The following is a 25,327-nucleotide window of genomic DNA, read 5'->3' as shown; positions in this document are numbered from 1 at the left end:
GCCACAGTGGACCCCGTCGGCCGGCTTCCCGAGGCATTGGCTCCGGTGTGGCAAGCAGTGCACGCAAGGCTCTCGTCCGGGCTTCCGGTCACCCGCGTCCGGGTCGGCCCGCTCGATTCCGAGCAGCAAACGGCCGTCGCCGACCTGCTCGGCTTGGCGCAATTTCCCGGCCAGTACCCGAGCCTCTCCCTGGCGCACCTGGACGAGGCTCTTCGCGAAGTCGCCGGTGTCGGGGCACGCGAGGTCGTCGCGCAGCTGGTCGGCCCGATCGGCAACCGCGCGGAGGATCGCCGAACGGCCGCCGAAGCCCGCGTCAGCCTGTGGGAGTGGCTGGACAGCCATCCGGTGATCACCGCGCAACCGGCGTTGCGTTCCTGGACGGCGGGGGTCCGCCGGGCCGGCTTGATCGAGAGCTCGGTCGAACGCACCCGGCTCGAACTCGAACGGGCGCTGCGGGTGCTTTCCGAACTGCCTGCCGCCGGAGTGCCGCTGCCGGTATTCGCCGATTCCGTGCTCGACGCGACTCATGCGCTGGACGACGGCACCCGCACCGCGAATCTCGTCCTCAAAGCGCTGGCTGAGATTTACGACGTACCGCCGCCGTCTGACGCGCCGGGACGCCGTGCGCTGTGGGAACGAGCAGGCATCGCCGACGACGAACTGTCGTCCACAGTGCTCGCGGCCGGGCTCCAGCTCCCTGGCGACCACGTCGTCGGCCGGATCCTCCAGGCGTGCCAGGACGCCGGAGCGGCAGCGGTCTTGACGTTGCAGCACCTCCGCGCCAGCAAGCTGACAGCAGCGCCGGACAAGGTCTGGGTGTTCGAGAACCCCAGCGTTCTCGCCCTCGCACTGGCTCGCTTCGGCAGTTCCTGTCCTCCGCTGATCTGCACGTCCGGCTGGCCGAGCAGCGCCGGGGTGGCCTTGCTGAAGCAACTAGCGCAGATCGGAACAACCCTGTGCTACCACGGCGATTTCGACGGAGACGGACTGCGAATCGCTGCGAATGTCGTAGCCCGAACCGGTGCGAAGCCATGGCGGATGACGAGCGCCGACTACCTCTCCGCGGTCGCCGACGGCCCCGCGGCCGGGCGAGCGACCCCGGTCCCCTGGGACGCGGAGCTGGCGAACCACCTGACTGAGCAAGGAAAAACCGTACCGGAGGAACGTGTTGCCAACGGCCTTCTCGACGAGATCATCGCGCTCCCTTAGCCGTGCGTGAGGGGAACCCTGAGGGAATCAGATTCCCCCAGGGTGGCCCTCACGGACGGTCGCGGGCGCGGGAGCTGCGCGGCTGAAGTGTCGGTGCCTTCCCGTACCGTGGCCGATGACGATGGCAGGAGGTCGCATGGACCCGATCCGTGTCCCGCCTGAGATGTTCCGCTTCACCAGCGGAGAACTGGGCGGGCTGTACGTGTCGGTGCTGCACGCCTTCGGGGAGGCGAACGAGCGGCTGGAGACGTCTCTCGGACTGGACGACGTCCGAGCTCGCCTGCGTTCGGTCGGCTGGCTCGACGCACTTGAAGACGAGGAACTCCGGCGTGCTTTGGAACAGCTCCACGGATGGCATCTCGTCGACATCGTCCAGAACCATTCGGAGAACTACCGGTCAGCCGCCGAGTACGAGCGGCGCAACCTGCAGTATTCCCTGACGCGGCAAGGCGAAGCCGCGTTCGCCGGAGTCGTGCACGCGATGAGCATGCTCGCGTCGGCCGGAGCGCTGCAAACGGCGGTTCTCGACGCGATCGCCGACCGGCTCGCCGACCTGGCCCGCGAACTGGACGGCGGTTCGGATCGCCGGGTGTTCACCGCACTGACCGAGCTGGAGAGCCACCTCGAAGCCTTGCGCGCGAACACCAAGCAGTTCAACGGCGAACTGCAGCGGCTGCTGCGTTCGGAAGGAGCCACCCGCGCGACCTTCCACGAGGTCAAGGCGTCCACGGTGGCCTACCTCGAGGAATTCCTTACCGACTTGGAGCAACGCAGGCACACGATCAGCGTCCGGATCCAGCAGGTCGAAGACCACGGAGTCGCGTTGATGCACCAGCGCGCCCTGGTCGGGGCGGATCTCCCTCGGTTCTCCGGCGCCGATCCCGGTCCGGAATGGCTGGCGCATCGCCGGGCACGCTGGGACGGACTCCGAGCCTGGTTCCTGCCGTCGGACGGATCGACGCCGCGGGCCGAACACCTGCATGTCGTCGCCCGGCGGGCGATCATCACGCTGCTGCAAGTCCTCGACCGGATCACCGAGTCACGGCGGCGGGCGAGCAGCGCGGCCGCTGATTTCCGCGAGCTGGCCAGGTGGTTCGCCGTCGTCCCCGCCCAGGGCGACCTGCACCGGTTGTGGTCGACGGTCTTCGGGCTCAGCCCGGCTCGGCACGCGCATCTCGCCCATCCCGATCCTGAGCTGATCAGCTCCACCACGTCGTGGGAGGAAGCTCCGCCGGTCGAGGTCTCCCCCTTGCTCCGCACCTCGGGCAAAACCGAACGGTTCAGCCGCACCGGAAAGGTCCGCGACGTCGCCGCGATCAAGGCGGCGAGGGCGGAGCAGGCGCGTGCGGAGCGAGCCGAGCTGGAGGCTGCCTGGGATCTGCTCGACACGGGCGGGCCGATCCGGCTCGCCGCCTTCGGCAAACTGGACCACGCGGTGTTCGAAAGGCTGCTCGATCTGCTCGGCCGCGCCCTCGGAACCGCCCCGGGCCGAGGAGGTGTCCGGCAGAGCACGACTTCCGACGGCCGGATCGAGATTCTGCTCCGCCCGCCTGCCGACGGAGCCGTGGCAAGGCTCTGCACTCCACGCGGGCTTTTCCACGGCCCCGACTACGAGATCGAGATCCGTGCGGCGGGCGCCAGCCAGGCCCGGCGGGCGAGCGGGGGCGGCTCATGAGCCAACTGGCGAATCAACTGGCCGCCGCCGAGCGCGAAGAAGTCGCGCTGGGAATCCGCCAGCTCCTCGCCACCCCGCTGATCACCGAGCGCACCAAGCCGGACGTGTTCGACTTGATCCGGCGACGGGGCGAACCGATCCGGCAGTGGTTCGACTATTACTGCGGCTGGGCTTTGACGATCGAACCGAGGCTCGGTTATGCGCGGCTGGCCAAGGTGCGCGCAGCCGACGACCCGCGGCGACCGCTGCGCCGGCTCCGCTCCGGCAAAGCTCCGTTCGATCGTCGGCGTTACGTGCTGTTGTGCGTTACCGCGGCGGAGCTGCTCGCAACGCCGGTGACCACCATCGGGCTGCTCGCGAAGCGAGTAGCCCAAGCCACCGCCGCGGACGAAGCGCTCACGACACTGGACACTGCCAGCCGCGAAGAACGGCGAGCGTTGGTCGATGTCCTCCGGCTGTTGGAGCACTACGGCGTACTGGACGCAGTCGACGGCTCGACCGAAGCGTTCGTCGAATCGACCGAAGCGAAGGTGCTGTACCAGATCGACGGCACGCTGGTGCTGCGATTGCTGTCCGCGCCGATCGGGCCGTCCCGTCTCGAAGTGCCGCTTGACGAAGTCGCGCTTCGCTTCGAAGAACTCCTCGCCGCGGTTTCCCGCGAGCGTCGTTACGGCGACACCAGTACGCACAGCGACCGCCCCGGGCAATCGGAAGTGCAGCGCAACCTGTGGCTCCGCCACTCCGTTTTCCGTCGGCTGGTCGACGACCCCGTGCTCTACTTCGAAGCCCTCAGCGATGCTGAACGCGCCTACCTCGCCTCGCCTACCGGACGGCAGCTGCTTCGCCGTGCGGCCGAACAGGGCGGCTTCGTTTTGGAAGAGCGCGCGGAGGGTGTGCTGCTAGTGGACGTCGAGAGCGTCGCGACGGATTCCCGGTTCCCCGACGACGCGGGCAACGCGAAAGTGGCCGCGCTCCTTTTGCTGGAAACTCTCGCTGGTCCGGCCACTGTCGAGCAGCTGCGGATCCAGGCGGCTGAACTGCTCGGCCGCTTTCCCCGATGGGCCGAGGGATATCGCGGTCCGGACGGTGCCGCCCGGCTGGCCGCCGACGCGATCGAGGTGCTGATGGCGTTCGGGTTGGCCCAGGTGTCTTCCGGAATCGTCCGGCCGCTTCCCGCGGCAGCTCGCTATACCGTCCGCGAAGCCCGGACCGCTGATTCCGAAGGAGCATCAGGATGACGGTCACCGAACTCCCCCGGCATGCCGAGGACTCGTTCTCGCGCCAGGCGGACCGCTGGCAACCCGCTCGCGCCGGGATCCTGAACGTCTGGCGGTACTACGACGAGGTCTTCGAATTCCACCACGGCAGGCTTCTGCTCCGGGGCCCGAACGGCAGCGGCAAGTCGAAAGCGCTCGAGCTGCTGCTGCCGTTCCTCTTCGACGCGAGCCTGCGCGCGAACAGGTTGTCCACGTTCGGCACCGGCGAGCGCACGATGCACTGGAACCTCATGGGCGAGGGCGCGTCCGGGGTGACCCGGGTCGGATACGTCTGGCTGGAGTTCCGTTGCCCGGGAACCCCCGAGCGATGGTTCACCTGCGGCGCACGGCTTCAGGCCAGTTCCCGCACCACCACCGTGCACCCAGACTATTTCACGACCGCGCAGCGCATCGGGGTTCCCGGCGGCATCAGCCTGGTCAACGACTCCGGCCAGCCGCTGACCCGGCAGGCGCTCGAACAACGGCTCGGCGCCGACGGCACGCTCTACGGGAACGCGACCGACTACCGGGCCGAAGTCCGCACCACGTTGTTCCCGGGCCTGAGCGAACAGCGGTTCGACGCGTTGATCCTCGCGTTGCTCCAGTTGCGCATGCCGAAGCTGTCGCAACGGCTGGACCCGGGCATGCTGTCAGATCTGCTGTCCAAGGCGCTCCCGCCGCTGGGCCAGCAGGAGATCGCCGATCTCGCCGAGGGCTTCGAAAGGCTGGACAAGCACCATGAACGGCTGAAAGGGCTGGAGGAACTGGTCGCCTCGACCCACACTCTGGCTGCCCGGCAGCGGACGTATGCCCAGCGGGTGCTGCGAGCCGGCGCGGGCACGCTGATCTCAGCCACCACAGAGATGGAGAAGCGGGCCTCGACGGCGCGCGAGTCGGCGGACCGGTACGAAACCGCGACGCGGGAAAAGGACACCGCCGAGCAGCAGATCGACGAACTGGCCAAGCAGATCCGCACCTCGTCGGCGCACAAGGCCGGGTTGCTCGAGAGCGAGGCCTACCAACGCGGTTCGGAGCTGGAACTTCTTCGCAGGCGAACCGGCGACGCCAAGTCCCGGGCGGAGCGGCTGCTGACCGAGTCCGGCCGGAGGAAAGCGGAAGCGGAGAAAGACGAGCGCGCCAGGAGCAGTGCGGAGCAAGACATCCGCCGCCGGACGGAGCACGTACGAAACCTGGACAGCGAGACCCGGCTGGCCGCCGTACGAGCCGGAATGCCCAGCGTGCACGGCGAGATCGCGGTGCAGCTGGCCGGCGATGACCCGGCCGCGGCCCGGCCGTTGCTGCGCGCCGCCGGGCAAAGCCGGGAGGAGCAACTGCGGGCAGTCGGCGAGACGCTGGACGGTCACGAGCGCGCAATCGACCGGCGGGGCCAGGCAGAAGAGGAACTGGAGCAAGCGAGGACGGCGTTCTCCGCGGCGAAGGAGGATCTGGATCTGGCCGCTGAGCAGCAAGCCGCCGCGCTGGAACAGCTGCGAACCGATGTGCTCGCGTGGGCACGGGCCTGTCACGAGCTGGCGTTTCCCGAGCCTGACCTGCTGCTGGACCTCGCTGAGTCAGAGCGGGCGTTGAACTCCGAGGTGGAGAACGCGGTCAACGCGGCGCTGGAGGACATCACTCGGCAGGAAGCTTCCCGTGAAGCGCTGGTGGCTGAACTGCGGCGGCGACGGGACGACTGCGGTGCCGAGATCTCCCGGCTCCAGGCCGAGAAAGACCTTCCCCCGCACGCGCCGCCGACCCGTACCGCTGACCGGACGCGGATGGCCGGAGCACCGTTGTGGCGGCTTGTCGACTTCTCCGCCGCCAGTTCGGACGACGACCGCGCCGGAATCGAAGCCGCCCTCGAAGGTGCGGGACTGCTCGACGCTTGGGTCGGTTCGCGTGGAGAGGTCCAGGGCCACGACGTCTTCGCCGCCCCGGACGCCCTGCCCGCGGCGGCCGGACGTTCGCTCGCGGACGTCCTTGCGCCCGAGCCCGACGGCGAGGTCGCTCCGCCCGTGGTGCGCAGGCTGCTCGCTTCCGTGGGTTTCGGCGACGTGCTGCCTGCCGAAGGTCCCGCCGCGATCGGGGCCGACGGGTCGTGGCGGCTCGGAAACCTCACCGGCAGCTGGCACAAAGAGCACCCGGCCTACATCGGCGCGGCTGCCCGCCGACGCGCCCGCGAGTCGCGGATCGAAGAGCTGCGGAACGAAATCCTCATGCTGGACACGGAAATAGCCGACGTCGAGGCAGAACTGTCCGCGCTCGCCGTGCGCAGGGGGACAGTGCGCGACGAGCGAGCGAGCCTGCCTCCGCACACGGCTCTCGACACCGCGGCCAGGCACCTCGACCGAGCGGAGATCGGACTCGCCAGTGCCGATCGGCTCGTGCGCGAGCGCATCGAACGGGTAGGCAAGCGAGAACGCGAGGTCTCCGATGCCCTGCGAACGTTGACTGCATGTGCCGCCGAATACGGGATGCCTTCCGAACGGTCCGCGCTGGCGAATCTCGCCGCGGCCACCCGCACGTTCCACACCGCCTGCGAAAACTGGCTGGTGAGCCACGACGGATTGCGTTCAGCGCGGCAAGTGCTCGACTCCTTGGCCACGCAGGCTCGCCGGTCCGCGGACGATGCCGTTCAGAGGGCAGAAGAAGCGGAGAAAGCCGAGGAGGAGTACTCGGAGCTGGCGGCGACCCTCGATGCGGTAGACAGCACTGCCGGCGTCGAGTACCGCGAGGTCGCGGCCAAAATCGAGAAGATTCGCGTGCATCTCGACGAACTCGAAGCCGCGCGGAAGTCCACGCAAAGCCGGCATACCGAGTTGGCGGTCGAGGTCGGGAAGTGGAACAACCGCAGGGAGACGGACGCGGCCGAACACGAGAAAGCAGTGGCCGATCGCGATGCGGCAGCGCTCCGCTTCCGCAGGTTGGCGTCCGGGGTGTTTCCCGCTGACAGCGGCCTCGACGACCTTGAGCGCTTCGAGACCGTCCTCGGCTCCAGCGACGGCGTCCGCGCCGCACTGGATGCCGCGCGACTGGTAGCCGCCGCGTGGCCGAGTGTCCCGCACTCACCGAGCAACATCGGCGACGCGCTGCACCGGCTGTCCGAGTCCATGCACACGTGCCGGGATGTTCTCCAAACCCGTGCCGACCTCGACCTCGAAACAGACGAGGACGTGCAGATCTTCACCGCCGTGGTGGACGGGATCCGGGTCGGAGCGGCCGAACTGCTGAAGATCCTGCACGCGGAAGCGGAGGAAAGCCGCCGCGAGATCACCGAGCGAGAGCGGGAACTCTTCGACCAGACCCTCACCGGCGACACGCGACGGCACCTCGCCGCGCGGATCCGCCAGGCGAACGAACTGGTCGACAACATGAACAACCGGCTGGAGCAGGTGCGCACCGCGTCGAAAGTCGCGGTCCGGCTGGTCTGGCAGGTCGCCACCGACCTTCCGCCCGGCACGAAGGCGGCCCGCGACCTCCTGCTGAAGGATCCGGTCCGGCTGACCGCCGCCGATCGGGAATCCCTGCACCAGTTCTTCCGCGACCGGATCGAAGAAGCCAAGGCGGACGACACCGCCACCGGCTGGGAACAGCAACTGGCCAAGGTCTTCGACTACACCGCGTGGCACCGGTTCGTGGTGAAGGTCGACCGGGCCAACGGCGAGGGCTGGCAACTGCTGACCCGGAAACTGCACGGCGCGCTGTCCGGCGGCGAGAAGGCCATCGCGCTTCACCTGCCGCTCTTCGCCGCCGTCGCCGCGCATTACCAGGCCGTGCCGGAGGCGCCCCGGATCATCCTGCTCGACGAGGTCTTCGTCGGCGTCGACACGACGAACCGGGGCCAGGTGTTCGCCCTGCTGTCCGCCTTGGACCTGGACCTCATGCTCACGTCCGACCACGAGTGGTGCGTATACGCGGAACTCAGCGGGATCGGGATCCACCAGCTCATCACTGGCGCCGACGGGGACGACGCGGTCACCACCGCTCGCTTCACGTGGGACGGGCACCAGCTTCTCTCGATCGACACGGAGTAACCGCAACTCGCTCGTGTCCACAGCTCTCAGCGGTACGTGAGGGCCACCCTGAGGGAATCAGATTCCCTCAGGGAGACCCTCACAGCCCTGCACACCCGGTCACGCGGACATCAATAGGGCATTTCGCCAAGTCTGGCGTCCTTTGCGGACAGGCAACAGGCACGGCGAAACCCTCACGTACCGCTGCACCTGCGGGTTCACCCGGCCGTGGCGTCTTTACATTTCAACTCCTCTTGTCAATCGCGGTGTACATGTCTTACCGTCATGTAAAGCCAGCCAACGGAGGAGGGCGCGATGAGCGAGATGACCGGCACGGTGCCGCTGGGGTCGACCGAAGGATGGACCGACAAGAAGCGGTACCTGTGGCTGATCGGGCTGGTCGTGCCGTCGCTCGCGTTCCTCGCGATCGGCCTGCACGCCGCGACCGGCTGGGGCGTGTGGTTCTGGATCGGGCCGATCGTGATCCTGGCGATCGTGCCCGCGATCGACCTGGTCGCCGGCCTCGACCGGAGCAATCCGCCGGACGACGTCATCGAACGGCTCGAACAGGACCGCTACTACCGGTGGATCACCTACCTGTTCCTGCCGATCCAGTACGTCGGGTTCGTCTTCGCGTTCTGGCTCATCGCGCGCGGCGATCTGTCCGTTGTGGACAAAATCGGGCTGGCGATCTCGATCGGCTGCATCGGCGGGATCGGCATCAACACCGCGCACGAACTGGGCCACAAGAAGGAAAGCCACGAGCGCTGGCTGTCGAAGATCGCGCTGGCGCAAAGCTTTTACGGGCACTTCTACATCGAGCACAACCGCGGCCATCACGTGCGCGTCGCGACTCCGGAGGACCCGGCGTCGAGCCGCGTCGGCGAGAGCTTCTACCGGTTCTGGCCGCGTACCGTGTTCGGCTCGCTGAAATCCGCGTGGGGGCTGGAGCGCAAGCGCTACGCCCGCCGCGACAAGCATCCGTTCCGGATCGGCAACGACGTGCTCAACGCGTGGCTGATGTCCGCGGTGCTGTGGGTGGCGATGGTTGCGTGGCTCGGCGTCGGGATCCTGCCGTACCTGGTGATCCAGGCGGTGATCGGGTTCTCGCTGCTGGAAGTCGTGAACTACATGGAGCACTACGGGATGCTGCGGCAGAAGGTCGGGCCGCCGGAGCGCCGTCGCTACGAGCGCGTGGATCCCAGCCACAGCTGGAATTCCAACAACATCGCGACGAACGTCCTGCTGTACCACCTGCAGCGGCACAGCGACCACCACGCCAACCCGACGCGCCGCTACCAGACCCTGCGCGACTTCGCCGAATCCCCGGTGCTGCCGACCGGGTACGCCGGGATGATCGTGCTCGCGCTGTTCCCGCCGCTGTGGCGGCGCGTGATGGACCAGCGGGTGCTCAACCACTTCGAAGGCGACATCAGCCGGGCGAACATCCAGCCGTCGAAGCGAGAGAAAATCCTTGCCCGGTACGGGACTTCCACTGTTGATCCGGTGGTCGTGCCGGACGACGTGCGCGGTGACGCGAGCGAGGGCGGGATGTGCCCCGGTTGCGGATACGTCTACGACGAGCAGCGCGGCGACCCCCGAGAGGGCTTCCCGGCCGGTACGCCGTGGTCGTCCATTCCGGACAGTTGGTGCTGCCCCGACTGCGGCGTAAGGGAAAAGGTCGACTTCGTTGCCCCCGGAAGGATGAGTGTGTGATGCGGATCGAAGCGGATTTGAACAAATGCGACGGACTGGGCATGTGCGAAGCGATGGCCCCGGACTTCTTCGAGGTGGGTGACGAGGGCACGGTCGTCGTCCTCGACGAGAACCCCGGCGAGGAGCACCGGACCGATCTCGCCGCGGCGGTCGACGCCTGCCCGGTGCTCGCACTGAAGCTGGTGTCATGACGCTCGCGGTGGTGGGCGCGTCGCTGGCGGGACTGCGCGCGGTCGAATCCGCGCGGCGGACCGGATACGACGGCCGGATCGTGCTGATCGGCGCGGAGGGCCACCTGCCGTACGACCGGCCGCCGCTGTCGAAATCCTTCCTCGCGGCGGACGGACCGGTTGCGGTGGAACCGTTTCTCAGCGCGGACGACCTGCGCGAACTCGGCGTCGAACTCCGGCTGGGCACTCCCGCGACCGGGCTCGACCCGATCGCCAGGGAGATCCGCACCGGCGACACGCCCGTCCGCTACGACGCCGCCGTCATCGCCACCGGAGCCGCCGCCCGGGTTCTTCCCGGCACCGAGGGAATCTCCGGCATTCACTCGCTGCGCACCGCGGACGACGCGGTCGCCATACGGTCCGCTTTGGACAGTGGCGCTAGGACAGTCGTGATCGGAGCCGGTTTCATCGGCTCGGAAGTCGCTTCAGCCGCCCGCAAACGCGGCCTGCCAGTGTCTATTGTGGAAACGCTGGAAACGCCTTTGGTGCGCGCGATCGGTCCCGAGGTCGGCGAGGTCTGCGCGGATCTGCATCGCGCGGCAGGCACCGATCTCCGCCTGGGCACCAGGGTCACCGGCTTCACGTCGCAAGACGGCGCGGTGACCGGCGTCCAACTGTCCACCGGCGAAGTCCTCCCAGCCGACCTCGTGGTCGCTGGAATCGGTGCGGCCCCGGCCACCGGCTGGCTGCGCGACAGCGGACTCCTGCTGCACGAACGCGACGGCGGCGTCATCTGCGACGGCACCCTCGCCGCCGCACACGGCGTTTACGCGGCCGGAGACGTCGCGCACGTGGCGAACGCGTTGTTCGACGGCGAGCTGATGCGGCTGGAACACTGGACGAACGCGGCCGAGCAGGGTGCGGCCGCGGCGCGGCACGCGCTGGACCCCGCGAGCGCGCGGGTGTTCAGCGCCGTGCCGTATTTCTGGTCCGATTGGTACTCGCACCGCATCCAGTTCGTCGGGACGCCGCGTGCGGACGAGGTCGTCGTCGCGGTCCCGGCCGAGCACGGCTTCACTGCGCTGTACCGGCGCGGCGACCGGCTCGTCGGCGCGTTCACGGTCGACCGGCCGCGCGACATCATGAAGTACCGCAAGCGGATCGCTGCCCGAGCGCCGTGGTCTGAGGCAGTGGCCTTCGCTTTGGAAACGGCCGCCTAGAATGACCGCTATGAGCGTGCTTCCGGTGCCCGCAGGCGGCCAGTACCGGCAGCCCATCATCACCGCCGCCATCGAACTCACCGCGAAATCCGGCTGGTCAGCGGTCACCATGGCGCGGCTCGCCGATCTGGTCGGAGTGAGCAGGCAGACCGTCTACAACGAGATCGGCTCGAAAACCGCGCTCGCCGAGGCGATGATCTCGCACGAGCTGCGCCGGTTCCTCGCCGTCGTGAGCACCGCGTTCGACCGGCATCCGGACGACCTGGTCGAGGCGATCTACGACGCCGTCCGCGCGGTGCTCGAACTGGCCGACGACAACATCCTGCTGCGCGCCATCGCCTCCGCGACGCACGGCACCGACAACGAGTTCCTGCCCCTGCTGACCACCCGCGCCGGCACCCTCCTCACCGAAGCGAAGGCCGTCCTGCGCGGCCGGGTCCGCGGCTACGCGCCGCCGCTCGACGACGGGCAGCTCACTGTGGTCATGGACCTCGTCGTGCGCACCGTGCTCAGCCACGTCATGCAGCCGTCGGGCACGCCCGCCGAAACCGCCGACGGCCTGGCTTGGGTCGCCGCTCGCGTGCTCGGCACCGCCCCGTCGGCATCGATGCGCACCCGCTCGTAAACCAGGTGCGCGGTTCGGGCCGTGCGTGCCAGCGTTGCGCGCGTGAACCGTGAACGACTTTCCGCACTCGCCCACACCCGGCACCCCATCGCGTCCCCGGTCAGCGACGACGAGGTCCAGCGTCTGCTCGAGCGCAGCATCCCGCACGAAGACGCGGTCATCCTGGACCTGGGCTGCGGCGGTGCCGAATGGCTCATCCGCGCTCTCGCCGCGTACCCGAAACTCCGCGCCGTCGGCGTCGACACGTCGGAATTCGCCCTCTCCCGCGCCCGCACCGCCGCGACCGACCGAGGCGTCGCTGACCGTCTGACCCTCCACCAGCAATCCGCCACCGAATTCCCCGCCGCGGCCGAATTCGACACCGTCCTGTGCATCGGCTCCACCCACGCCTTCGGCGGTTTGCCAGCCACCCTCGCCGCCCTGCGCACCCACGTCCGCCCCGGCGGCCGCGCCCTGATCGGCGACGCCTACTGGGAGACCGAGCCGACCCCCGCCGCGCTCGAGATCTTCGGCGACCTGCCAGACCTGCCGGAACTCCTCGACCAGGTGATTTCCGCCGGCTGGACGCCGACCCACGGCCACACGAGCACCCGCGCCGAACTGGACGCGTACGAGTGGTCGTGGACCGGCAGCCTCACCGAATGGGCCCTGGACCACCCGGAAGACCCGGACCAAGCCGAAGCCCTCACCGCCGCGACCACGCACCGCGACGAGTGGCTCCGCGACTACCGCGCCTCGTTCGGCTTCGCCTGCGTGGTGGCGCGCGCTTGACAAAACTTCTTGTCAATGCGACGTTCGGATCTGACCCCCACCCCGAGAAAGGGCAGTCCGATGACCGACCTCGTCCCGTTCCTGATGTTCCAGAAGCGCGACGCCGCCGAGGCGATGGCCTTCTACACCTCGCTCTTCCCTGGCGACTCCGTGCTGTCCGAGGAGCGCTACGGCGCCGACGGACCCGGCCCGGAGGGAACGATCGTGATGGCCGAGTTCACCGTCGCCGGACAGCGGGTGCGGTGCAGCGACAGCTTCGTCCAGCACGCCTTCGACTTCACGCCGTCCACGTCGCTGTTCGTCACCGTGGACTCGACCGACGAACTGAAGCGGATCTACGAGGCACTCGGCGAAGGCGGCGGAACCCTGATGCCGCTGGACGATTACGGCTTCGGCCCGTTCGCCTGGGTGAACGACCGGTGGGGCGTGTCCTGGCAGTTGAGCGCCAAGGGCTGAGCAATTCGAGAGGGGGATTGCGTGGCTGATCCGCGCGAAGGGGAGCCGGTTGCCGCAGCTGGCGAGATTGCGCGTCGATTGTTCGCGGACGCCCGGGTCGTGATCGTCGGCGGCAGCGTGCTGACCGACCGGCGGACGCCGATGTCCGATCTCGACCTCGTGGTGGTCACTGCGCCGCGCGACGCCCCGTACCGGCATTCGTTCACCTGGGGAAACTGGCCGGTGGAAGCACTGGTGCACGACGAAGAAACCTTGCGTGCCCACTGCACCGACAATCTGGCGCGCCGCTGGGCCGGAATCCCGCGGCTCATCGCCGAGGGCGCGCTCGTGGCCGACCAAGACGGCCTCGGCACCCGGTTGCAGACCGAAATGCGGCAACGACTGGCCGCCGGACCCGCCGCCGCGACGGCAAGCGAACTCGACGCACAACGGTACGAACTCACCGACCTGCTCGACGACCTGACCGGAGCCGACGACCCGGCCGAGATCGCCTTCATCGCCGCTCGGGTGCTGACCAAGTCCGCTCAATTGGCCCTGCTGGCCGGACAACACTGGCAGGGCAGCGGCAAATGGCTGTGGCGTGAACTGCACGACCACGATCCCGGTCTGGCCGATCAATTGGCCATCGCCTTGCCCGACGCACCACGGCTCGGCGCGGTCGCCCGTGCGGTGCTTGACCGCACAGGCGGACCGCTGCGAGACGGCTACCGGGTCACCGATCCCCGCTGCCCTTGAGCCCGTCCTGGACAGCAAGATACGCGTACGGTTTCTTTTTGCGATTGCTAACCATCACAGATCCGCAGCTCGAGCGCAATTCCCAACGCTATTGACCCAGTGACAGATACCGCGAAGAGAAATACGGACCGGTGACCCACGGACGGGTTAAGCGGGGCTATTCGGACCCCGCTATGGTGGGCATTGGGAGGTTGGCAATCAGCCTGAGGGGGGCCGATACCTCATCCCGTGGGCCAGCCGTTTACCTGCAGTAGTCCCGCTCGGGCGGTGCTGCGAGGGCAAGCGGCTGGCCCTTTTTTGCCGTACTGCGGATCAAGCGCCACGACGGTTTCCCGGCGCCGAAACCCTGGCTGAAGAAGAATCGTCGCAGCGGAATTCTCTAGGCGGCGCGGTTCCGGTACAGCCACCACACGTCGCGCCCGAACGACCAGCTCAAGGTCGCCACCGCAATCCCCGCCAGGACCACCGGCGCGAACCCCGCCACCCCGGCCGTCAGGGCGATTCCCTGCAGAGCCGCTACTGCCTTCCGGGCTCGGCTGGGGCGCAGTGGGGCACGGAGCCACGGCCACAGCCGAGCCGCGGCGACGAATGCGTAGCGCATCAGGCCGATTGCCAGTACCCATGGGCCGACCGTGGTGGCGGCTAGGACGCTCAGCACCAGGATCAGGAAGGCGTCCGCTTCCATGTCGAAGCGGGCGCCGAGCGCGGAGACGGTTCCGGTGCGGCGGGCGACGTAGCCGTCGAGTGCGTCCAGGGCCAGGGCTACCGCGGCGATGGGGACGATCAAGGTCAGCTGCGGATGCCCGCCCAGGCGGTCGGCGACCAAAGCGGTCACCGTGCCGATCAGGGCCGCTCGGGCGAGGGTCACCTGGTCGGCGGGGCCCAGCCGGTACACCCTGATCCGCCAGGCGCCCTGGGTGAGCAGCACTAACAAGCCCAGGAGGTACGCCACGCCGACTGCCCAGCCGGCCGGGCCGAGGCCGGTTGTCACCGTCAGCAGGGTCAGCAGCGCGAGTTGCGCCAGCAGCGCGGGGGCCTGCTGGACGACGGTTGAACCCAGCTCGGCCGGGGTTCGTGTACAGGTGGAGACAGCCATTTCTCCTCGATCCGGCAGCAACGGAGGACAACCTTGACACGGGCGGCGCAGGCCTTCTGGTTCACTTCGGCCAAGGGCGGGGAGCTCCGATCGGCCGAGGTGGCTGCTCCACAAGCCGACGAAGTGCTGGTCCGAACGCGATTTTCGGCGTTGAGCCGGGGCACGGAAAGTCTGGTGCAGCGCGGCGGGGTGCCGGAAAGCCAGCACGACATCATGCGCGCGCCGTATCAGGAGGGCGACTTTCCGTGGCCGGTCAAGTACGGCTACCTGAACGTCGGCGAGGTCCTTTCCGGACCGCCGGAGCTGACCGGCCGCACGGTGTTCTGCCTCTATCCACATCAGACCGAGTACGTCGTGCCCGCGTCGGCGGTCACGGTGGTGCCGGACGACGTCCCGGCGGCGCGGGCGGTGCTCGCCGGCACTGTCGAGACCGCGGTGAACGCGCTCTGGGACGCGGCCCCGCTGATCGGCGACCGGATCGCGGTGGTCGGCGCGGGGATGGTCGGGTGCAGTGTCGCTCGGCTGCTGTCCCGGTTTCCGGGCGTGGACGTCCAGCTCGTCGACCCCGACCCGGACCGCGCCGAGGTCGCGGACGCGTTCGGCATCCGGTACGCCACCCCGGAAACCGCGAGCGGCGACCTCGACCTCGTGGTGCACGCCAGCGCGACCGACGCCGGGCTCGCGCGTTCGCTGGAGTTGCTCGGCCGCGAGGGCACGGTGGTCGAGCTGAGCTGGTACGGCGACCGTCAGGTGTCGATACCGCTCGGCGAGAACTTCCATTCGCGACGGCTCACCGTGCGCGGCAGTCAGGTCGGCACCGTTTCGCCGGCTCGCGCGGCGCGGCGCGGTTACGGCGACCGGATGGCGCTGGCGCTGCGACTGCTCGCGGACCCCGCGTTCGACGCGCTGATCACCAGCGAATCCACCTTCGCCGAACTGCCGGACGTCGCGGCACGGCTAGCGGACGGAACTCTGCACGGACTGGCTCACCGAATCACCTACCCGTAAAGGAGAACGCGTTGTTCAGTGTCACCGTGCGCGATCACATCATGGTCGCCCACAGTTTCCGCGGCGAGGTTTTCGGCCCGGCGCAGCGCTTGCACGGCGCGACGTTCGTGGTCGACGCGACGTTCCGGCGGTCCGAATTGGACTCGGACAACATCGTCGTCGACATCGGGCTCGCCACTCAGCAGCTTGGCGCGGTGCTCGCGGACCTGAACTACCGGAACCTGGACGACGAACCCGACTTCGCCGGGATCAACACGTCGACGGAATACCTCGCCAAGGTGATCGCCGACCGGCTCGCGGACCGGATCCACGCCGGGGAACTCGGCGAGAACGCGCGCGGGCTGGCCCAGATTTCGGTGACCCTGCACGAATCCCACGCCGCTTCGGCCGGATACGAGCGTTCCTTGTGACCACAGTGGACTCTTCCGGTTACGCGCCGGAATGGCTGCGGCTCAGAGAACCGGCCGACACCGCGGCTCGGGCGGCCGACCTGGTCGCCTTGCTCCCGGCCAGCCCGGCAGTAATTCGGGATCTCGGCTGCGGCACCGGGGCGATGGGACGCTGGCTGAGCGGTCGCCTCCCGAAACCGCAGCGATGGATTCTGCACGACCAGGACCCGCGGCTGCTCGAGATCGCCGCACGCAGTCTTCCACCGGGGATCAGTGTTGAGACCGAACAAGCCGACGTGACTCGACTGAACCTGACCGGCACTTCTTTGGCAACGGCTTCCGCTCTGCTGGATCTCCTTACCAGGGAGGAAATCCAGCGATTGGTGAAGTCCTGTGTGGACGCGCGGAGCCCAGCACTGTTCACGTTGTCCGTGACTGGATCGGCTCACCTCACGCCAGCGGACGCGGCAGACGAAGCGCTCAACGCCGCCTTCAACGACCATCAACGCCGAGACGGAAAGCTAGGCCCGGAAGCCGCCGCCTTCACCGCAGCGGAGTTCCAACGGCACGGTTGGACTGTCCACACCAGACCGTCGCCCTGGCAGCTCGGGCCGGAACACCACGAACTCATCGACACCTGGTACCGCGGATTCGTCACCGCGGCCCGGGAAGAGCAACCAGACCTGGCGGTACCCGAGGATCGGCAGATCACCGAGGTTACCGTGCACCACCAGGATTTACTGGCTCTCCCCTGATTCCCGGCGCGCCCGGGCGCGGCGTTTGCCCTCGTGCATCGCCGCGACCCGGGCGACCGGGATCGTGTGCCCCTCGGCCACGAGATCCGCCGGAAGTTCCTGCGGTTCCGGCAATTCCTCCGCCCACGGGTCGGCACTGCCGAGCAGCCCCACTGCGGTCTTCACCGTGAAATCCGCCGGCGTGACGTTGTCCGCGTCCGCCCAGCGCACCGGGAACGACACCGGCGTGCCCGGCCGGATCCGCGGGCTGTAAACCGCCGCCACGGTCGCCCCGCCCGCGCGGGTCGAATCGAGAAACACCTTGCCGTGCCGGTCTTCCCGGATGAACGCCGTGGTCGCCAGCTGCGGATCGATCCGTTCCGCCCGAGCGCCGACCGCCCGGGTCGCCGCCGCGACGTCCTCAAAGGACAGACCTGGAACCAGCGGCACGAACACGTGCACACCCTTGGAACCGCTGGTCTTCAACGCACCGGCGAGCCCGGCGTCGGCCAGGGCCTGTCGCACCAGCCGCGCCGCCGCCACCGCGACGCCGAAGTCCGCACCCTCGGGCGGGTCGAGGTCCATGATCAGGTCGGTCTGGCCGATCGGCTCCACCCGGGTCAGCGCGGGATGCAGTTCGACCGCGCGCTGATTGCCGAACCACAGCAGCGTCCGGCGGTCGTTGCACAGGCCGTAGGTGACTGTCCGTTGTGAACTCTCCGCCCACAGTTTCGCCCGCGGCACCCACTCCGGCGTGTACTTCGGCAGGTTCTTCTGCATGAACGCGTCCTGCCCGCGCAGCACGCGCATCACCGACAGCGGACGGTCGCGCAGCACTGGCAGCAACCGGTCCGAGACGGCGTCGAAGTAGTCGACGAGGTCGCGCTTCGTCGCCCCGGCGTCGGCGAACAGCTCCTGGTCGAGGTTGGTCAGGGAAACCCCTTCGCGCACCTCATCCGGTTTGGCCATATGCCAACCCTTGCCGACCGCAGCATTCCGGTCAACCGCTTAGACGAGCGGTTTCCCCTTGCGCAACCGCCGCCGGAAGTCCGCGAGGCACGCGTCGTAGGGGAACCGCCGCACCCGCACCGGAAGCGGTTCCACCATTCGGCCGATCGCGCGCATCAGCCGATCGAACCGGCGCTGGTCCGCGCCCGACCACGGCAACCGCATCTGCTCGCGGAACACCTCCGGCAGGAAGCCGGTCGTGACGAAGCGGTGGAACCGTCCGAAGAGGAACGAGAACGGCCGCGGCAGGAATTCCAGATTCGCGATGGCGGTGAGGTACTCGCGGAGCCGGTCGTCGATGTCCACTTGAGCCAGTCCGTCCGCCCAGTACGCGGCGAAGTCCTCCGGCCAGTCTTCCGGACGCACCTGCAGCGTCGTGCCCAGCACCGCGGCCTCGGCGTACCACGATTCCGGAGCGGGCCGGCCGAGAAACACGCGATGCACGTCCTCGACGCCGTGGGCCAGGCAGGCGGCGACCCACAGCTGCAGCTCCCGGTCGAAAGCCCGGTACCGCACCGGACTCGCCTCGGTCGAGACCACCTGCGCGTGCACCGAATTCACCGCCCGCCGGTACGCCGCGCGGTCCGCGTCCGTGCCCAGCACGGCGACCGCGAGGTAGGTGACGGTCGTGCGCGTGCGCTTCAGCGGGTGCTTGAACAGATTCCCCGAGTCGACCCGGCTTTCCATCACGCCGTACCCGACCTCGGGCCGGCCCAGCTGCATGATCACGTTCGCGCCGCCCGCGAGCAGGCTGACCCCGAGCACGCCGTCCTGGAGCATCCGTCCAGGGGAACGCCTCCGTTGACACGTTGTCAAGAGCCCTCAGGCCCGCACGACCCGCACGTCCGAAACCTCCAGCAGCCCGTCCAGGTGCACCCGGCCCCGCGTCTGCGCCGGGTCGACGACCAGGCCGTCGCGCCGGACCAGGTCGAGGACGCGTTCCGCCAGCGGCAGCACCATGTGCCGGCCCCAGCAGCGTTCGTTGCTGTGCCCGAACGGGAGGTAACCGGGGTGGGTGTCCGGGTCGAGCGAGGCCCAGCGACCCGGCCGGAACTCGTCCGGCGCGTCCCACAGTTCGGGGTCGCGGTGGCTGAGCAGCGGCAGCAGCAGGACGTCGTCGCCCGGGCCGATCCGCGCGTCCACCTCGGCGAACTCCGGCGAACGCACGCGCAGGATGTTCCACGACGGCGGCAGCAGGCGCAGTGCCTCGTTGAGCACGTACTCGGTGGGCACGTCGTCGTCCAGCGGCGAACTGAGCCACAAAGCGTTCGTGACCAGCGCGGCGACGGTGAAGCAGACCGGCCCGGCCACGCGCCGGTAGAGGTACATCGCGAAGCGCCGCTGGTCGTAGGTATCGGCCTCCAGCACCATCCGCGCCAGAGTGGACAGCGCGACCTCGGGCGCGGGCCGTCCCCAGAGCGCGGCTCCGGCGGCGACCGCCGCCCAGGTGATCTTCGGCGTCAGCTCCAGCCGCCGGTCGACGAGGACCCGGAACCGCCACTGTTCGCGGCCGAACACCAGGTCCCGCAGGTAGTTGTGCGGCACGGCGGGCCACGTCCCGGAGAGATCAGCCTCGCCGAGCGGCTTCTTGAGCGCGGCGCGCACGTCCGCGCCGACCGCGCGCATCAGCGCCGACGATTCCGGCCTAGTGACGACCCGGCCGCGCACCGGTTTGAACGTCGGCCGTTCCTCGGCGTTCGCCGGCCGGCTGCGCAGCAAAGCGTCCATCAGCTCGGGCCCGGCAACGCCGACGGTGTCCGATTCCAGCCGAAAGAAGGATTTCCCCCGATAACGGTCGAACAGTTCTTGAATGCGCGGCGCGAATACCACCTGGCGCACTTTGTTCCGTTCAGCGGGAATGGTCACCGCGCAACTCCTCGTGAGCGGCGGCACGGGCCGGTTCCGGGAAATTCCGGAACCGGCCGGTACCGTTTAATGGGACCGTCAGATCCAGCCGTACCAGGCGTAAGACTTCAGGCTCTTGCTCGGAAGGGCCTTGCGCACGAGACGAACAAGCTTCACGGAAATTCCTCCGTCTTCTCCGAAACTTCGACCGCACTCGCGGCCGCTGCCGACAGTACGACGAATTTCCGGGAATACACGGCAAGATAACCTGAACGGCCCACTCGGCTGGATGAGTTCGGGAGTTCCCGGTCGTCGGTTCGGGAATTCCGGCCCGAATTCATTGGCGAATCCGAGGCGGCGTCGGTATCCTTCGCCGCTCGCTAAAGCACTGACCGGGCGAACTCGATGAGCACCCGCGCCGCGGGCCCCACCGGCCCGTCGGACCGCCAAGCCAGCGCCAGCTGCCCGCGCAGTTCCGGCCGCAACCGCAGGACGTGCAGCTCCTCGGCGTAGTAGCGAGCCAGCGATTCCGGGACCAGCGCCACGCCGAGGCCGCGCATCGCGAGCTTGGCCAGCACGTTCGGGTCGCTGGCCTCGATCGTCACCCGCGAACGCAGCCCGGCCGCGGCGAACCCGCGATCCAGCACACCGCGCATGCCGGTGCCCTTCGGCAGGCAGATCAGCGACCGTTCGGCCAGCTCCGGCAAGGTGAGCGAGGCGCGGTCAGCGAACTCGTCACGCAGCGCGGTGACCGCGACCAGCTCCTCGTCGAGCACGATCTGAGTGGTCAGCCCAGCGGGCACGCCGTCGGCCAGCCCGATCACCGCGACGTCCAGCCGTCCTTCCCGCAGCGCGTCGACCATCAGGTCGGAATTCGCTTCGCTGAGCGTGATTTCCACTCCCGGGTAGCGTTCCGCGAACCCGGCCAGGAACTCCGGCAGCGCCACGGGCCCGGCGGAGGTCACCATCCCCATAGCCACCTGGCCGCGCACCAACCCCTCGTGCTCGGCGACCGTCTCGCGCACCGCCGCGACCGCGGCGAGCGCCGCCCGGGCGTGCGGCAGCGCGGCCTCGCCGACGCCGGTAAGCCGTACCGTGCGCCCGGACCGGTCGAACAACGGCTGCCCCAGCTCGCGTTCCAGCCGCCGGATCTGCGCGCTGACCCCGGGCTGCGCGACGTGCATCCGGGCCGCTGCGCGCGTGAAGTTGGCTTCTTCGGCGACCGCGACGAAGTACTCCAGCTGGTGCAGTTCCATAAGCAGCAATTCTAGCTGCTGGAACTAGTATCTCTTGGACTTATCGTCGAACAGCCAGCACGCTGAAGGCATGCAGACGTTCACCGCAGACCAGCCCGGCTACCGCGAAGAGATCGCCGGGTTCCAGACCGGCATCACCTCTACTCCGCACCTGGTCGTCGCCGCTACCAGCGCCGACGACGTCGCCGCGGCGGTCCGGCTCGCGGCCGAGCGCGACCTGCCGGTTTCCGTGCAGGCGACCGGCCACGGGCTGCGGGCACCGGCCGAGGGCGTGCTGATCTCGACGCGCCGGATGACCGGCGTGACCATCGACCCGGACCGCGCCGTGGCACGCGTCGAAGCCGGAACCACCTGGGGCAGCGTCATCACCGCGGCCGCGGAACACGGACTCGCGCCGCTGAGCGGTTCGTCGCCGGGCGTCGGCGTGGTCGGCTACACCCTCGGCGGCGGTTTCGGCCTCCTCGGCCGGCACTTCGGCCTCGCGTCGGACCGCGTCCGCTCCGCCGAGATCGTCCGTCCCGACGGCACGCGCACGACCGGCCCGCTCGACGCCGGGATCGTGACCGCATTGGAGTTCGAACTCGTGCCGGTGACCACGCTGTACGGCGGCGGACTGTACTTCGACACCGCCAAGATCCCGGACGTCCTGCGCACCTGGCGCGACTGGACCCGCGACCTGCCGGACACCGTCGGCACCTCGGTCGCGATGGTGCCCTACCCGGATCTGCCGATGGTGCCGGAACCGTTGCGGGGCAAGCACATCGCGCACATCCGCGTGGCCTACCTCGGCACCGGCGGAGACCAGCTCGTCGCTCCCCTGCGCGCACTCGGCCCGCTCCAGGAAACGCTGACCACGATGCCGTTCACCGACTCCGGCAAGATCGCCGCGGAGCCGCCGAACCCGCACTCGTACCTCGGCGACAACCGCGTGCTGCCGGAGCTCCGGGACGACGTGCTGAGCGCTGTGCTCGACCACGCCGGCCCGGACGCCCCGGTGCCGACCGTGCTGATCATCGACCTGCTCGGCGGCGCGTACCAGCACTCGTCCGCGCCGGATTTCACCGCCGATTCGCGCTACACCGTGCGCGCGCTGTCGATGGTCGAGCCGGACGCGGCGACCGTGCAGGCCGCGCACGCCAAGCTGTTCGCTCCGCTGGACCCGATGTCGACTGGACGGTTGCGGAGCTTCGTCTACGGACAGCCGCTGGGCTGAGTCAGCGCTCGAGAACGAAGACCGGGATCACGCGTTCGGTCTTCTTCTCGTACTCCGCGAAGCCCTCCGCGTGCTCGACCATCTTGGCGTAGAGCCGGTCGCGCTCGGCGCGATCGGTGACGAGCTTCGCCTTCGCCGGGAACTTGTCGGTGCCGATCTCGACCGTGACGGCCGGGTTCGCGACGAGGTTGTGGTACCAGTCCGGGTTGGTGTCCGCGCCGCCCTTGGACGCGACGATCACGATCCGGTCGCCGTCGGTGGTGTACACCAGCGGGCTGACCCGCTGCTTGCCGCTCTTCGCGCCGGTGTGCGTGATCAGCACCATGTTCTTGCCCTCGAACATGCCGCCGACCTTGCCCGCGTTGGCGCGGAACTCGTCGATGATCTGCTGGTTCCAGTCCGACATCGGAAAACTCCCTGATTGATGATGTAACAACAAACCTAGGATCGCGCGAATCGGGCTGTCAACACACGCGCAGGTACTGTCGCCGCATGGCCACCGAATCCGGCCCGACCGTCGAGGACGGGGTCCGCGAACTGCTGCTTCTCATGCCCCGTCTCGTCGGGCGCGCGAAGCGGACGCCGCCGCCGCCGGAACTCGACGACGTCGCGCTCGCGCCGCGGCATTTGTCCCTGCTGGCCTATCTATTGTTCGACGGCCCGATGACGGTCAACGAACTCGCCGCACGGCTCGAAATCGCGCCCACCACAGCGAGTCTGATGATCGGCGACCTGTCCCGGCAAGGCGTGCTGGAGCGCGCCGAGGACCCGGACGACCGGCGGCGCACCATCGTGAGCATCCACTCGGACAAGCGGCCCGCCGTCGACGCGTGGCTGGCGCGCGGGGCGAAGGCGTGGGAGGCGGCGTTGTCGCCGTTGAGCCCAGGAGAACGGGCGCTGGTGATCAGGACGTTGCGGGCGTACGAGGAGTACGGCTCAGGAGGCGACTAGCCACTGCGCCTGCGGTCCCGCGCATTTCCGCGGCCAGGCCGCGTCGTGCTGGTACCACCAGGCTTCGCAGGCCCGTCCGTCCGGCAGCGTGTACTGCGGCGGCCCCGGGACCCGGCGCAGTCCGGCTCCTTCCAGCGAACGGCCGCTCGCGACGTTGCCGACCTCCGCGCCCGCGCGCACCCGCGAAAGCCCGAGATGCTCGTGCGCCAGCACGAGACCGGCGGCGAACAGATCGCGGCCGAAGCCTTGTCCGCGGTACTCCGGCGCGAGATAGCCGCCGGTTTCCGGGCCGCCGTCCTCGCCCGCGTGCACGCTCACAAGACCGGCGCAGCGGCCCGCCACGAGATCGATCGCGACGACGTCCACCGAATGCGGGTCCGGCGTGGTCCAGTCCGGTCCGGTGCCGGGGACGACGCGCAGTGCCTCGCCGCGCATCGGTTCGGCGACCACGGACTCGGCCAGCCAGCCGAGCCAGCGTTGCGCCGCCGGATCGCTGCCGCCCGCGACCGCCGCCGCGTACTCCCACGCGGTCGGGGTGCGGAAAAGGAACCGGCCGAGCGCGAAGGCGTGTCCACGGCGGTCGCAGGTGCGCTTCGCCATCAGCCGTCCGCGGCGGGTCAGCCGGCTCACCAAAGGTGCATTGCTCACAAACGCCATCGCGCCGGAAATGCTACCCCGCGCCGGTTGCCCGCCCGTCTGTAGTCGGATTCGCGACGGGCGGCACGGTATGGTGAGCGGGTGACGGCCGTACCGGAAGCAGCCGATGCCGACGGCGGGCGCGCGGCCCAGCCCCGGCACCTCATCGTGTCGGTCTACGGCGTGCATCACCAGGCGGGCGGCGAATGGCTTTCGGTCGCCTCGCTGATCGATCTGCTCGCCGCGGTCGGGGTCGACGAGCCCGCCGTGCGGTCGTCGATTTCCCGGCTCAAACGGCGCGGGGTGCTCGAAGCGGTGCGCCGCGACGGAGCCGCCGGGTACGAATTGTCCGGTACCGCACTGGATTTGCTGCGCGAAGGCGACGATCGGATCTTCCGCCGGGACCGCGCGAAGCTCGCCGACGGCTGGCTGCTCGCGGTGTTTTCGGTGCCGGAAGCCGAACGGCACAAGCGGCACGTGCTGCGGACGCAGTTGTCGCGGCTCGGCTTCGGCACCGCGTCCTCGGGCGTCTGGATCGCGCCGGCGCACCTGTACGAGGTCACTGTCGGCACCCTGGAGCGACTTGGGCTCGCCGAGTACGCCGACGTGTTCCGCGCCGAACACCTCGCCTTCGGCGATCCACGCGAGAAGGTGCGCGAGTGGTGGGACCTGGACCAGCTGGACGAGCTGTACACGGCGTTCCTCGAAGAGCACGAACCGGCGCTGCGCCGATGGCAGCGCCGCCGCACGACGCCCGGCGACGAAGCGTTCGCCGACTACCTGCGCGTGCTCACCGGCTGGCGGCGGATGCCGTATCTCGACCCGTGCCTGCCCGCCGAATTGCTGCCCGAGGGCTGGTCCGGCATCCGCGCCGCCGAGGTGTTCTTCACGCTGCACGACCGCCTCGAGGAGGCCGCGCGCACGCACCTGCGGCAGGTGCTCAGCGGTTGACCACCGCGTAGCCCTGCACTTCCACCAGCGCCTCGACGTCCCACAGCCGGTTCACGCCGATGCCAGCCATCGCCGGGTAATCCGCGCCCACCAGCCGCTTCCACACGCGACCGATCTCGCGCGCGTGCGCCTTGTAGTCGTCCATGTCGACGATGTAGACGGTCAGGCTGCACAGGTCCGCGGGCTCTCCGCCGGCCGCCCGCAACGCGGTGAGCAGGTTGCCGAGCGCGCGCTCGAACTGCTCCACGACGCCGTCGCCGACGATCCGGTTGTCCGCGTCCAGCGCGGTCTGCCCGGCGAGGAACACGAGCCTGCCCTGCGCCGCCACCGCGTGCGAGAACCCCGACGGCTTGCCCAGTTCGGGGGGATTGATCCGCTCCATGCCGGGAGCGTAACC

Annotated in this window: 25 protein-coding genes; 17 read left to right on the top strand and 8 right to left on the bottom strand. The window is 68.9% G+C overall.

Going from position 1 to position 25,327, the window contains the following annotated elements:
- The first annotated feature begins 6 nt into the window (after positions 1 to 6).
- The 11 genes from PUT80_RS00510 (at position 7) to PUT80_RS00460 (ending at position 13,843) form a co-directional block, all read left to right on the top strand.
- The gene (locus PUT80_RS00510) at positions 7 to 1,209 is read left to right on the top strand and encodes a TIGR02679 family protein (protein WP_275290701.1); all 1,203 of its coding nucleotides are present in this window, start codon (positions 7 to 9) and stop codon (positions 1,207 to 1,209) included.
- Positions 1,210 to 1,345: 136 nt separating this feature from the next.
- Positions 1,346 to 2,884 carry a TIGR02677 family protein gene (locus PUT80_RS00505; protein WP_275290700.1) on the top strand — a complete coding sequence of 513 codons (1,539 nt, stop codon included), beginning with the start codon at positions 1,346 to 1,348 and terminating at the stop codon, positions 2,882 to 2,884.
- Positions 2,881 to 4,122 carry a TIGR02678 family protein gene (locus PUT80_RS00500; protein WP_275290699.1) on the top strand — a complete coding sequence of 414 codons (1,242 nt, stop codon included), beginning with the start codon at positions 2,881 to 2,883 and terminating at the stop codon, positions 4,120 to 4,122. The genes PUT80_RS00505 and PUT80_RS00500 overlap by 4 nt, the downstream gene beginning before the upstream one ends.
- Complete coding sequence (locus PUT80_RS00495; protein WP_275290698.1) at positions 4,119 to 8,171, top strand: TIGR02680 family protein; 4,053 nt, start codon at positions 4,119 to 4,121, stop codon at positions 8,169 to 8,171. Before PUT80_RS00500 ends, PUT80_RS00495 begins: the two co-directional genes overlap by 4 nt.
- A 294-nt stretch (positions 8,172 to 8,465) precedes the next feature.
- The gene (locus tag PUT80_RS00490) at positions 8,466 to 9,866 is read left to right on the top strand and encodes a fatty acid desaturase (protein WP_275290697.1); all 1,401 of its coding nucleotides are present in this window, start codon (positions 8,466 to 8,468) and stop codon (positions 9,864 to 9,866) included.
- Positions 9,866 to 10,057, top strand: coding sequence for a ferredoxin (locus PUT80_RS00485; RefSeq protein ID WP_037811043.1), 192 nt, complete (start codon positions 9,866 to 9,868; stop codon positions 10,055 to 10,057). The genes PUT80_RS00490 and PUT80_RS00485 overlap by 1 nt, the downstream gene beginning before the upstream one ends.
- Positions 10,054 to 11,256: an FAD-dependent oxidoreductase gene (locus tag PUT80_RS00480; RefSeq protein WP_275290696.1), complete on the top strand. Its 1,203-nt coding sequence runs from the start codon at positions 10,054 to 10,056 to the stop codon at positions 11,254 to 11,256. The genes PUT80_RS00485 and PUT80_RS00480 overlap by 4 nt, the downstream gene beginning before the upstream one ends.
- A gap of 1 nt (position 11,257) precedes the next feature.
- Positions 11,258 to 11,881: a TetR family transcriptional regulator gene (locus tag PUT80_RS00475; protein ID WP_037811040.1), complete on the top strand. Its 624-nt coding sequence runs from the start codon at positions 11,258 to 11,260 to the stop codon at positions 11,879 to 11,881.
- A gap of 42 nt (positions 11,882 to 11,923) precedes the next feature.
- Positions 11,924 to 12,652, top strand: coding sequence for a class I SAM-dependent methyltransferase (locus tag PUT80_RS00470; RefSeq protein WP_275290695.1), 729 nt, complete (start codon positions 11,924 to 11,926; stop codon positions 12,650 to 12,652).
- A gap of 60 nt (positions 12,653 to 12,712) precedes the next feature.
- Positions 12,713 to 13,108 carry a VOC family protein gene (locus tag PUT80_RS00465; RefSeq protein ID WP_037811038.1) on the top strand — a complete coding sequence of 132 codons (396 nt, stop codon included), beginning with the start codon at positions 12,713 to 12,715 and terminating at the stop codon, positions 13,106 to 13,108.
- 21 nt (positions 13,109 to 13,129) lie between these two features.
- Complete coding sequence (locus tag PUT80_RS00460; protein ID WP_275290694.1) at positions 13,130 to 13,843, top strand: nucleotidyltransferase domain-containing protein; 714 nt, start codon at positions 13,130 to 13,132, stop codon at positions 13,841 to 13,843.
- 379 nt (positions 13,844 to 14,222) lie between these two features.
- Here PUT80_RS00460 and PUT80_RS00455 read toward each other — a convergent pair whose 3' ends face one another.
- Complete coding sequence (locus tag PUT80_RS00455; protein ID WP_275290693.1) at positions 14,223 to 14,939, bottom strand: CDP-alcohol phosphatidyltransferase family protein; 717 nt, start codon at positions 14,937 to 14,939, stop codon at positions 14,223 to 14,225.
- 33 nt (positions 14,940 to 14,972) lie between these two features.
- Between PUT80_RS00455 and PUT80_RS00450 the strand changes: the two genes are divergently transcribed.
- From PUT80_RS00450 to PUT80_RS00440, 3 genes are read left to right on the top strand one after another with little or no spacing between them, the layout of a single operon-like run.
- A complete protein-coding gene (locus PUT80_RS00450) occupies positions 14,973 to 15,947 on the top strand; it encodes a zinc-binding alcohol dehydrogenase (RefSeq protein WP_275290692.1) in 975 nt (324 codons plus the stop codon).
- Between the two features lie 11 nt (positions 15,948 to 15,958).
- A complete protein-coding gene (locus tag PUT80_RS00445) occupies positions 15,959 to 16,357 on the top strand; it encodes a 6-carboxytetrahydropterin synthase (protein ID WP_037811036.1) in 399 nt (132 codons plus the stop codon).
- The gene (locus PUT80_RS00440; RefSeq protein WP_275290691.1) at positions 16,354 to 17,091 is read left to right on the top strand and encodes a class I SAM-dependent methyltransferase; all 738 of its coding nucleotides are present in this window, start codon (positions 16,354 to 16,356) and stop codon (positions 17,089 to 17,091) included. The genes PUT80_RS00445 and PUT80_RS00440 overlap by 4 nt, the downstream gene beginning before the upstream one ends.
- Here PUT80_RS00440 and PUT80_RS00435 read toward each other — a convergent pair.
- From PUT80_RS00435 to PUT80_RS00420, 4 genes are all read right to left on the bottom strand, one after another.
- Positions 17,074 to 18,039, bottom strand: coding sequence for an ATP-dependent DNA ligase (locus PUT80_RS00435; RefSeq protein WP_275290690.1), 966 nt, complete (start codon positions 18,037 to 18,039; stop codon positions 17,074 to 17,076). The genes PUT80_RS00440 and PUT80_RS00435 overlap by 18 nt on opposite strands.
- Positions 18,040 to 18,078: 39 nt before the next feature.
- Positions 18,079 to 18,858 carry an oxygenase MpaB family protein gene (locus PUT80_RS00430; RefSeq protein ID WP_275290689.1) on the bottom strand — a complete coding sequence of 260 codons (780 nt, stop codon included), beginning with the start codon at positions 18,856 to 18,858 and terminating at the stop codon, positions 18,079 to 18,081.
- A 42-nt stretch (positions 18,859 to 18,900) separates the two neighbouring features.
- The gene (locus PUT80_RS00425; protein WP_240691316.1) at positions 18,901 to 19,944 is read right to left on the bottom strand and encodes a cytochrome P450; all 1,044 of its coding nucleotides are present in this window, start codon (positions 19,942 to 19,944) and stop codon (positions 18,901 to 18,903) included.
- A gap of 359 nt (positions 19,945 to 20,303) precedes the next feature.
- Positions 20,304 to 21,179, bottom strand: a complete 876-nt coding sequence (locus PUT80_RS00420) for a LysR family transcriptional regulator (RefSeq protein ID WP_037811030.1) — start codon at positions 21,177 to 21,179, stop codon at positions 20,304 to 20,306.
- Positions 21,180 to 21,249: 70 nt separating this feature from the next.
- Between PUT80_RS00420 and PUT80_RS00415 the strand changes: the two genes are divergently transcribed.
- Positions 21,250 to 22,392: an FAD-binding oxidoreductase gene (locus PUT80_RS00415; protein WP_275290688.1), complete on the top strand. Its 1,143-nt coding sequence runs from the start codon at positions 21,250 to 21,252 to the stop codon at positions 22,390 to 22,392.
- A 1-nt stretch (position 22,393) separates the two neighbouring features.
- On the opposite strand, the gene PUT80_RS00410 is transcribed toward PUT80_RS00415, so the two are convergent.
- A complete protein-coding gene (locus PUT80_RS00410) occupies positions 22,394 to 22,798 on the bottom strand; it encodes a nitroreductase family deazaflavin-dependent oxidoreductase (RefSeq protein ID WP_043830655.1) in 405 nt (134 codons plus the stop codon).
- An 86-nt stretch (positions 22,799 to 22,884) separates the two neighbouring features.
- Between PUT80_RS00410 and PUT80_RS00405 the strand changes: the two genes are divergently transcribed.
- Positions 22,885 to 23,343 (top strand): MarR family winged helix-turn-helix transcriptional regulator, encoded by a 459-nt coding sequence (locus PUT80_RS00405; RefSeq protein WP_275290687.1) that lies wholly within the window; start codon positions 22,885 to 22,887, stop codon positions 23,341 to 23,343.
- On the opposite strand, the gene PUT80_RS00400 is transcribed toward PUT80_RS00405, so the two are convergent.
- Positions 23,329 to 24,000 (bottom strand): GNAT family N-acetyltransferase, encoded by a 672-nt coding sequence (locus PUT80_RS00400; RefSeq protein ID WP_037811025.1) that lies wholly within the window; start codon positions 23,998 to 24,000, stop codon positions 23,329 to 23,331. The genes PUT80_RS00405 and PUT80_RS00400 overlap by 15 nt on opposite strands.
- An 81-nt stretch (positions 24,001 to 24,081) precedes the next feature.
- On the opposite strand from PUT80_RS00400, the gene PUT80_RS00395 reads away from it, so the two are divergent.
- Positions 24,082 to 24,930: a PaaX family transcriptional regulator C-terminal domain-containing protein gene (locus PUT80_RS00395; protein ID WP_275290686.1), complete on the top strand. Its 849-nt coding sequence runs from the start codon at positions 24,082 to 24,084 to the stop codon at positions 24,928 to 24,930.
- Here PUT80_RS00395 and PUT80_RS00390 read toward each other — a convergent pair.
- Entirely contained in the window at positions 24,920 to 25,312 is a 393-nt protein-coding gene (locus tag PUT80_RS00390; protein WP_037811023.1) for a RidA family protein, read from the bottom strand. The genes PUT80_RS00395 and PUT80_RS00390 overlap by 11 nt on opposite strands.
- Positions 25,313 to 25,327 lie beyond the last annotated feature (15 nt).

The organism is Amycolatopsis sp. La24, from assembly GCF_029087445.1.
GTDB classification, from domain to species: Bacteria; Actinomycetota; Actinomycetes; order Mycobacteriales; family Pseudonocardiaceae; genus Amycolatopsis; species Amycolatopsis nivea.
Note: the sequence above shows the minus strand (reverse complement) of the source record. Positions and strands in the feature narration are given on the sequence as shown.

Coding starts and splice junctions, on each gene's coding strand:
- PUT80_RS00490 (WP_275290697.1), top strand. CDS start 8,466: ATGAGCGAGATGACCGGCACGGTGCCGCTGGGGTCGACCGAAGGATGG.
- PUT80_RS00410 (WP_043830655.1), bottom strand. CDS start 22,798: ATGTCGGACTGGAACCAGCAGATCATCGACGAGTTCCGCGCCAACGCG.
- PUT80_RS00420 (WP_037811030.1), bottom strand. CDS start 21,179: ATGGAACTGCACCAGCTGGAGTACTTCGTCGCGGTCGCCGAAGAAGCC.
- PUT80_RS00475 (WP_037811040.1), top strand. CDS start 11,258: ATGACCGCTATGAGCGTGCTTCCGGTGCCCGCAGGCGGCCAGTACCGG.
- PUT80_RS00405 (WP_275290687.1), top strand. CDS start 22,885: ATGGCCACCGAATCCGGCCCGACCGTCGAGGACGGGGTCCGCGAACTG.
- PUT80_RS00415 (WP_275290688.1), top strand. CDS start 21,250: ATGCAGACGTTCACCGCAGACCAGCCCGGCTACCGCGAAGAGATCGCC.
- PUT80_RS00390 (WP_037811023.1), bottom strand. CDS start 25,312: ATGGAGCGGATCAATCCCCCCGAACTGGGCAAGCCGTCGGGGTTCTCG.
- PUT80_RS00485 (WP_037811043.1), top strand. CDS start 9,866: ATGCGGATCGAAGCGGATTTGAACAAATGCGACGGACTGGGCATGTGC.
- PUT80_RS00500 (WP_275290699.1), top strand. CDS start 2,881: ATGAGCCAACTGGCGAATCAACTGGCCGCCGCCGAGCGCGAAGAAGTC.
- PUT80_RS00505 (WP_275290700.1), top strand. CDS start 1,346: ATGGACCCGATCCGTGTCCCGCCTGAGATGTTCCGCTTCACCAGCGGA.
- PUT80_RS00430 (WP_275290689.1), bottom strand. CDS start 18,858: ATGCTCCAGGACGGCGTGCTCGGGGTCAGCCTGCTCGCGGGCGGCGCG.
- PUT80_RS00495 (WP_275290698.1), top strand. CDS start 4,119: ATGACGGTCACCGAACTCCCCCGGCATGCCGAGGACTCGTTCTCGCGC.
- PUT80_RS00465 (WP_037811038.1), top strand. CDS start 12,713: ATGACCGACCTCGTCCCGTTCCTGATGTTCCAGAAGCGCGACGCCGCC.
- PUT80_RS00400 (WP_037811025.1), bottom strand. CDS start 24,000: ATGGCGTTTGTGAGCAATGCACCTTTGGTGAGCCGGCTGACCCGCCGC.
- PUT80_RS00480 (WP_275290696.1), top strand. CDS start 10,054: ATGACGCTCGCGGTGGTGGGCGCGTCGCTGGCGGGACTGCGCGCGGTC.
- PUT80_RS00435 (WP_275290690.1), bottom strand. CDS start 18,039: ATGGCCAAACCGGATGAGGTGCGCGAAGGGGTTTCCCTGACCAACCTC.
- PUT80_RS00455 (WP_275290693.1), bottom strand. CDS start 14,939: ATGGCTGTCTCCACCTGTACACGAACCCCGGCCGAGCTGGGTTCAACC.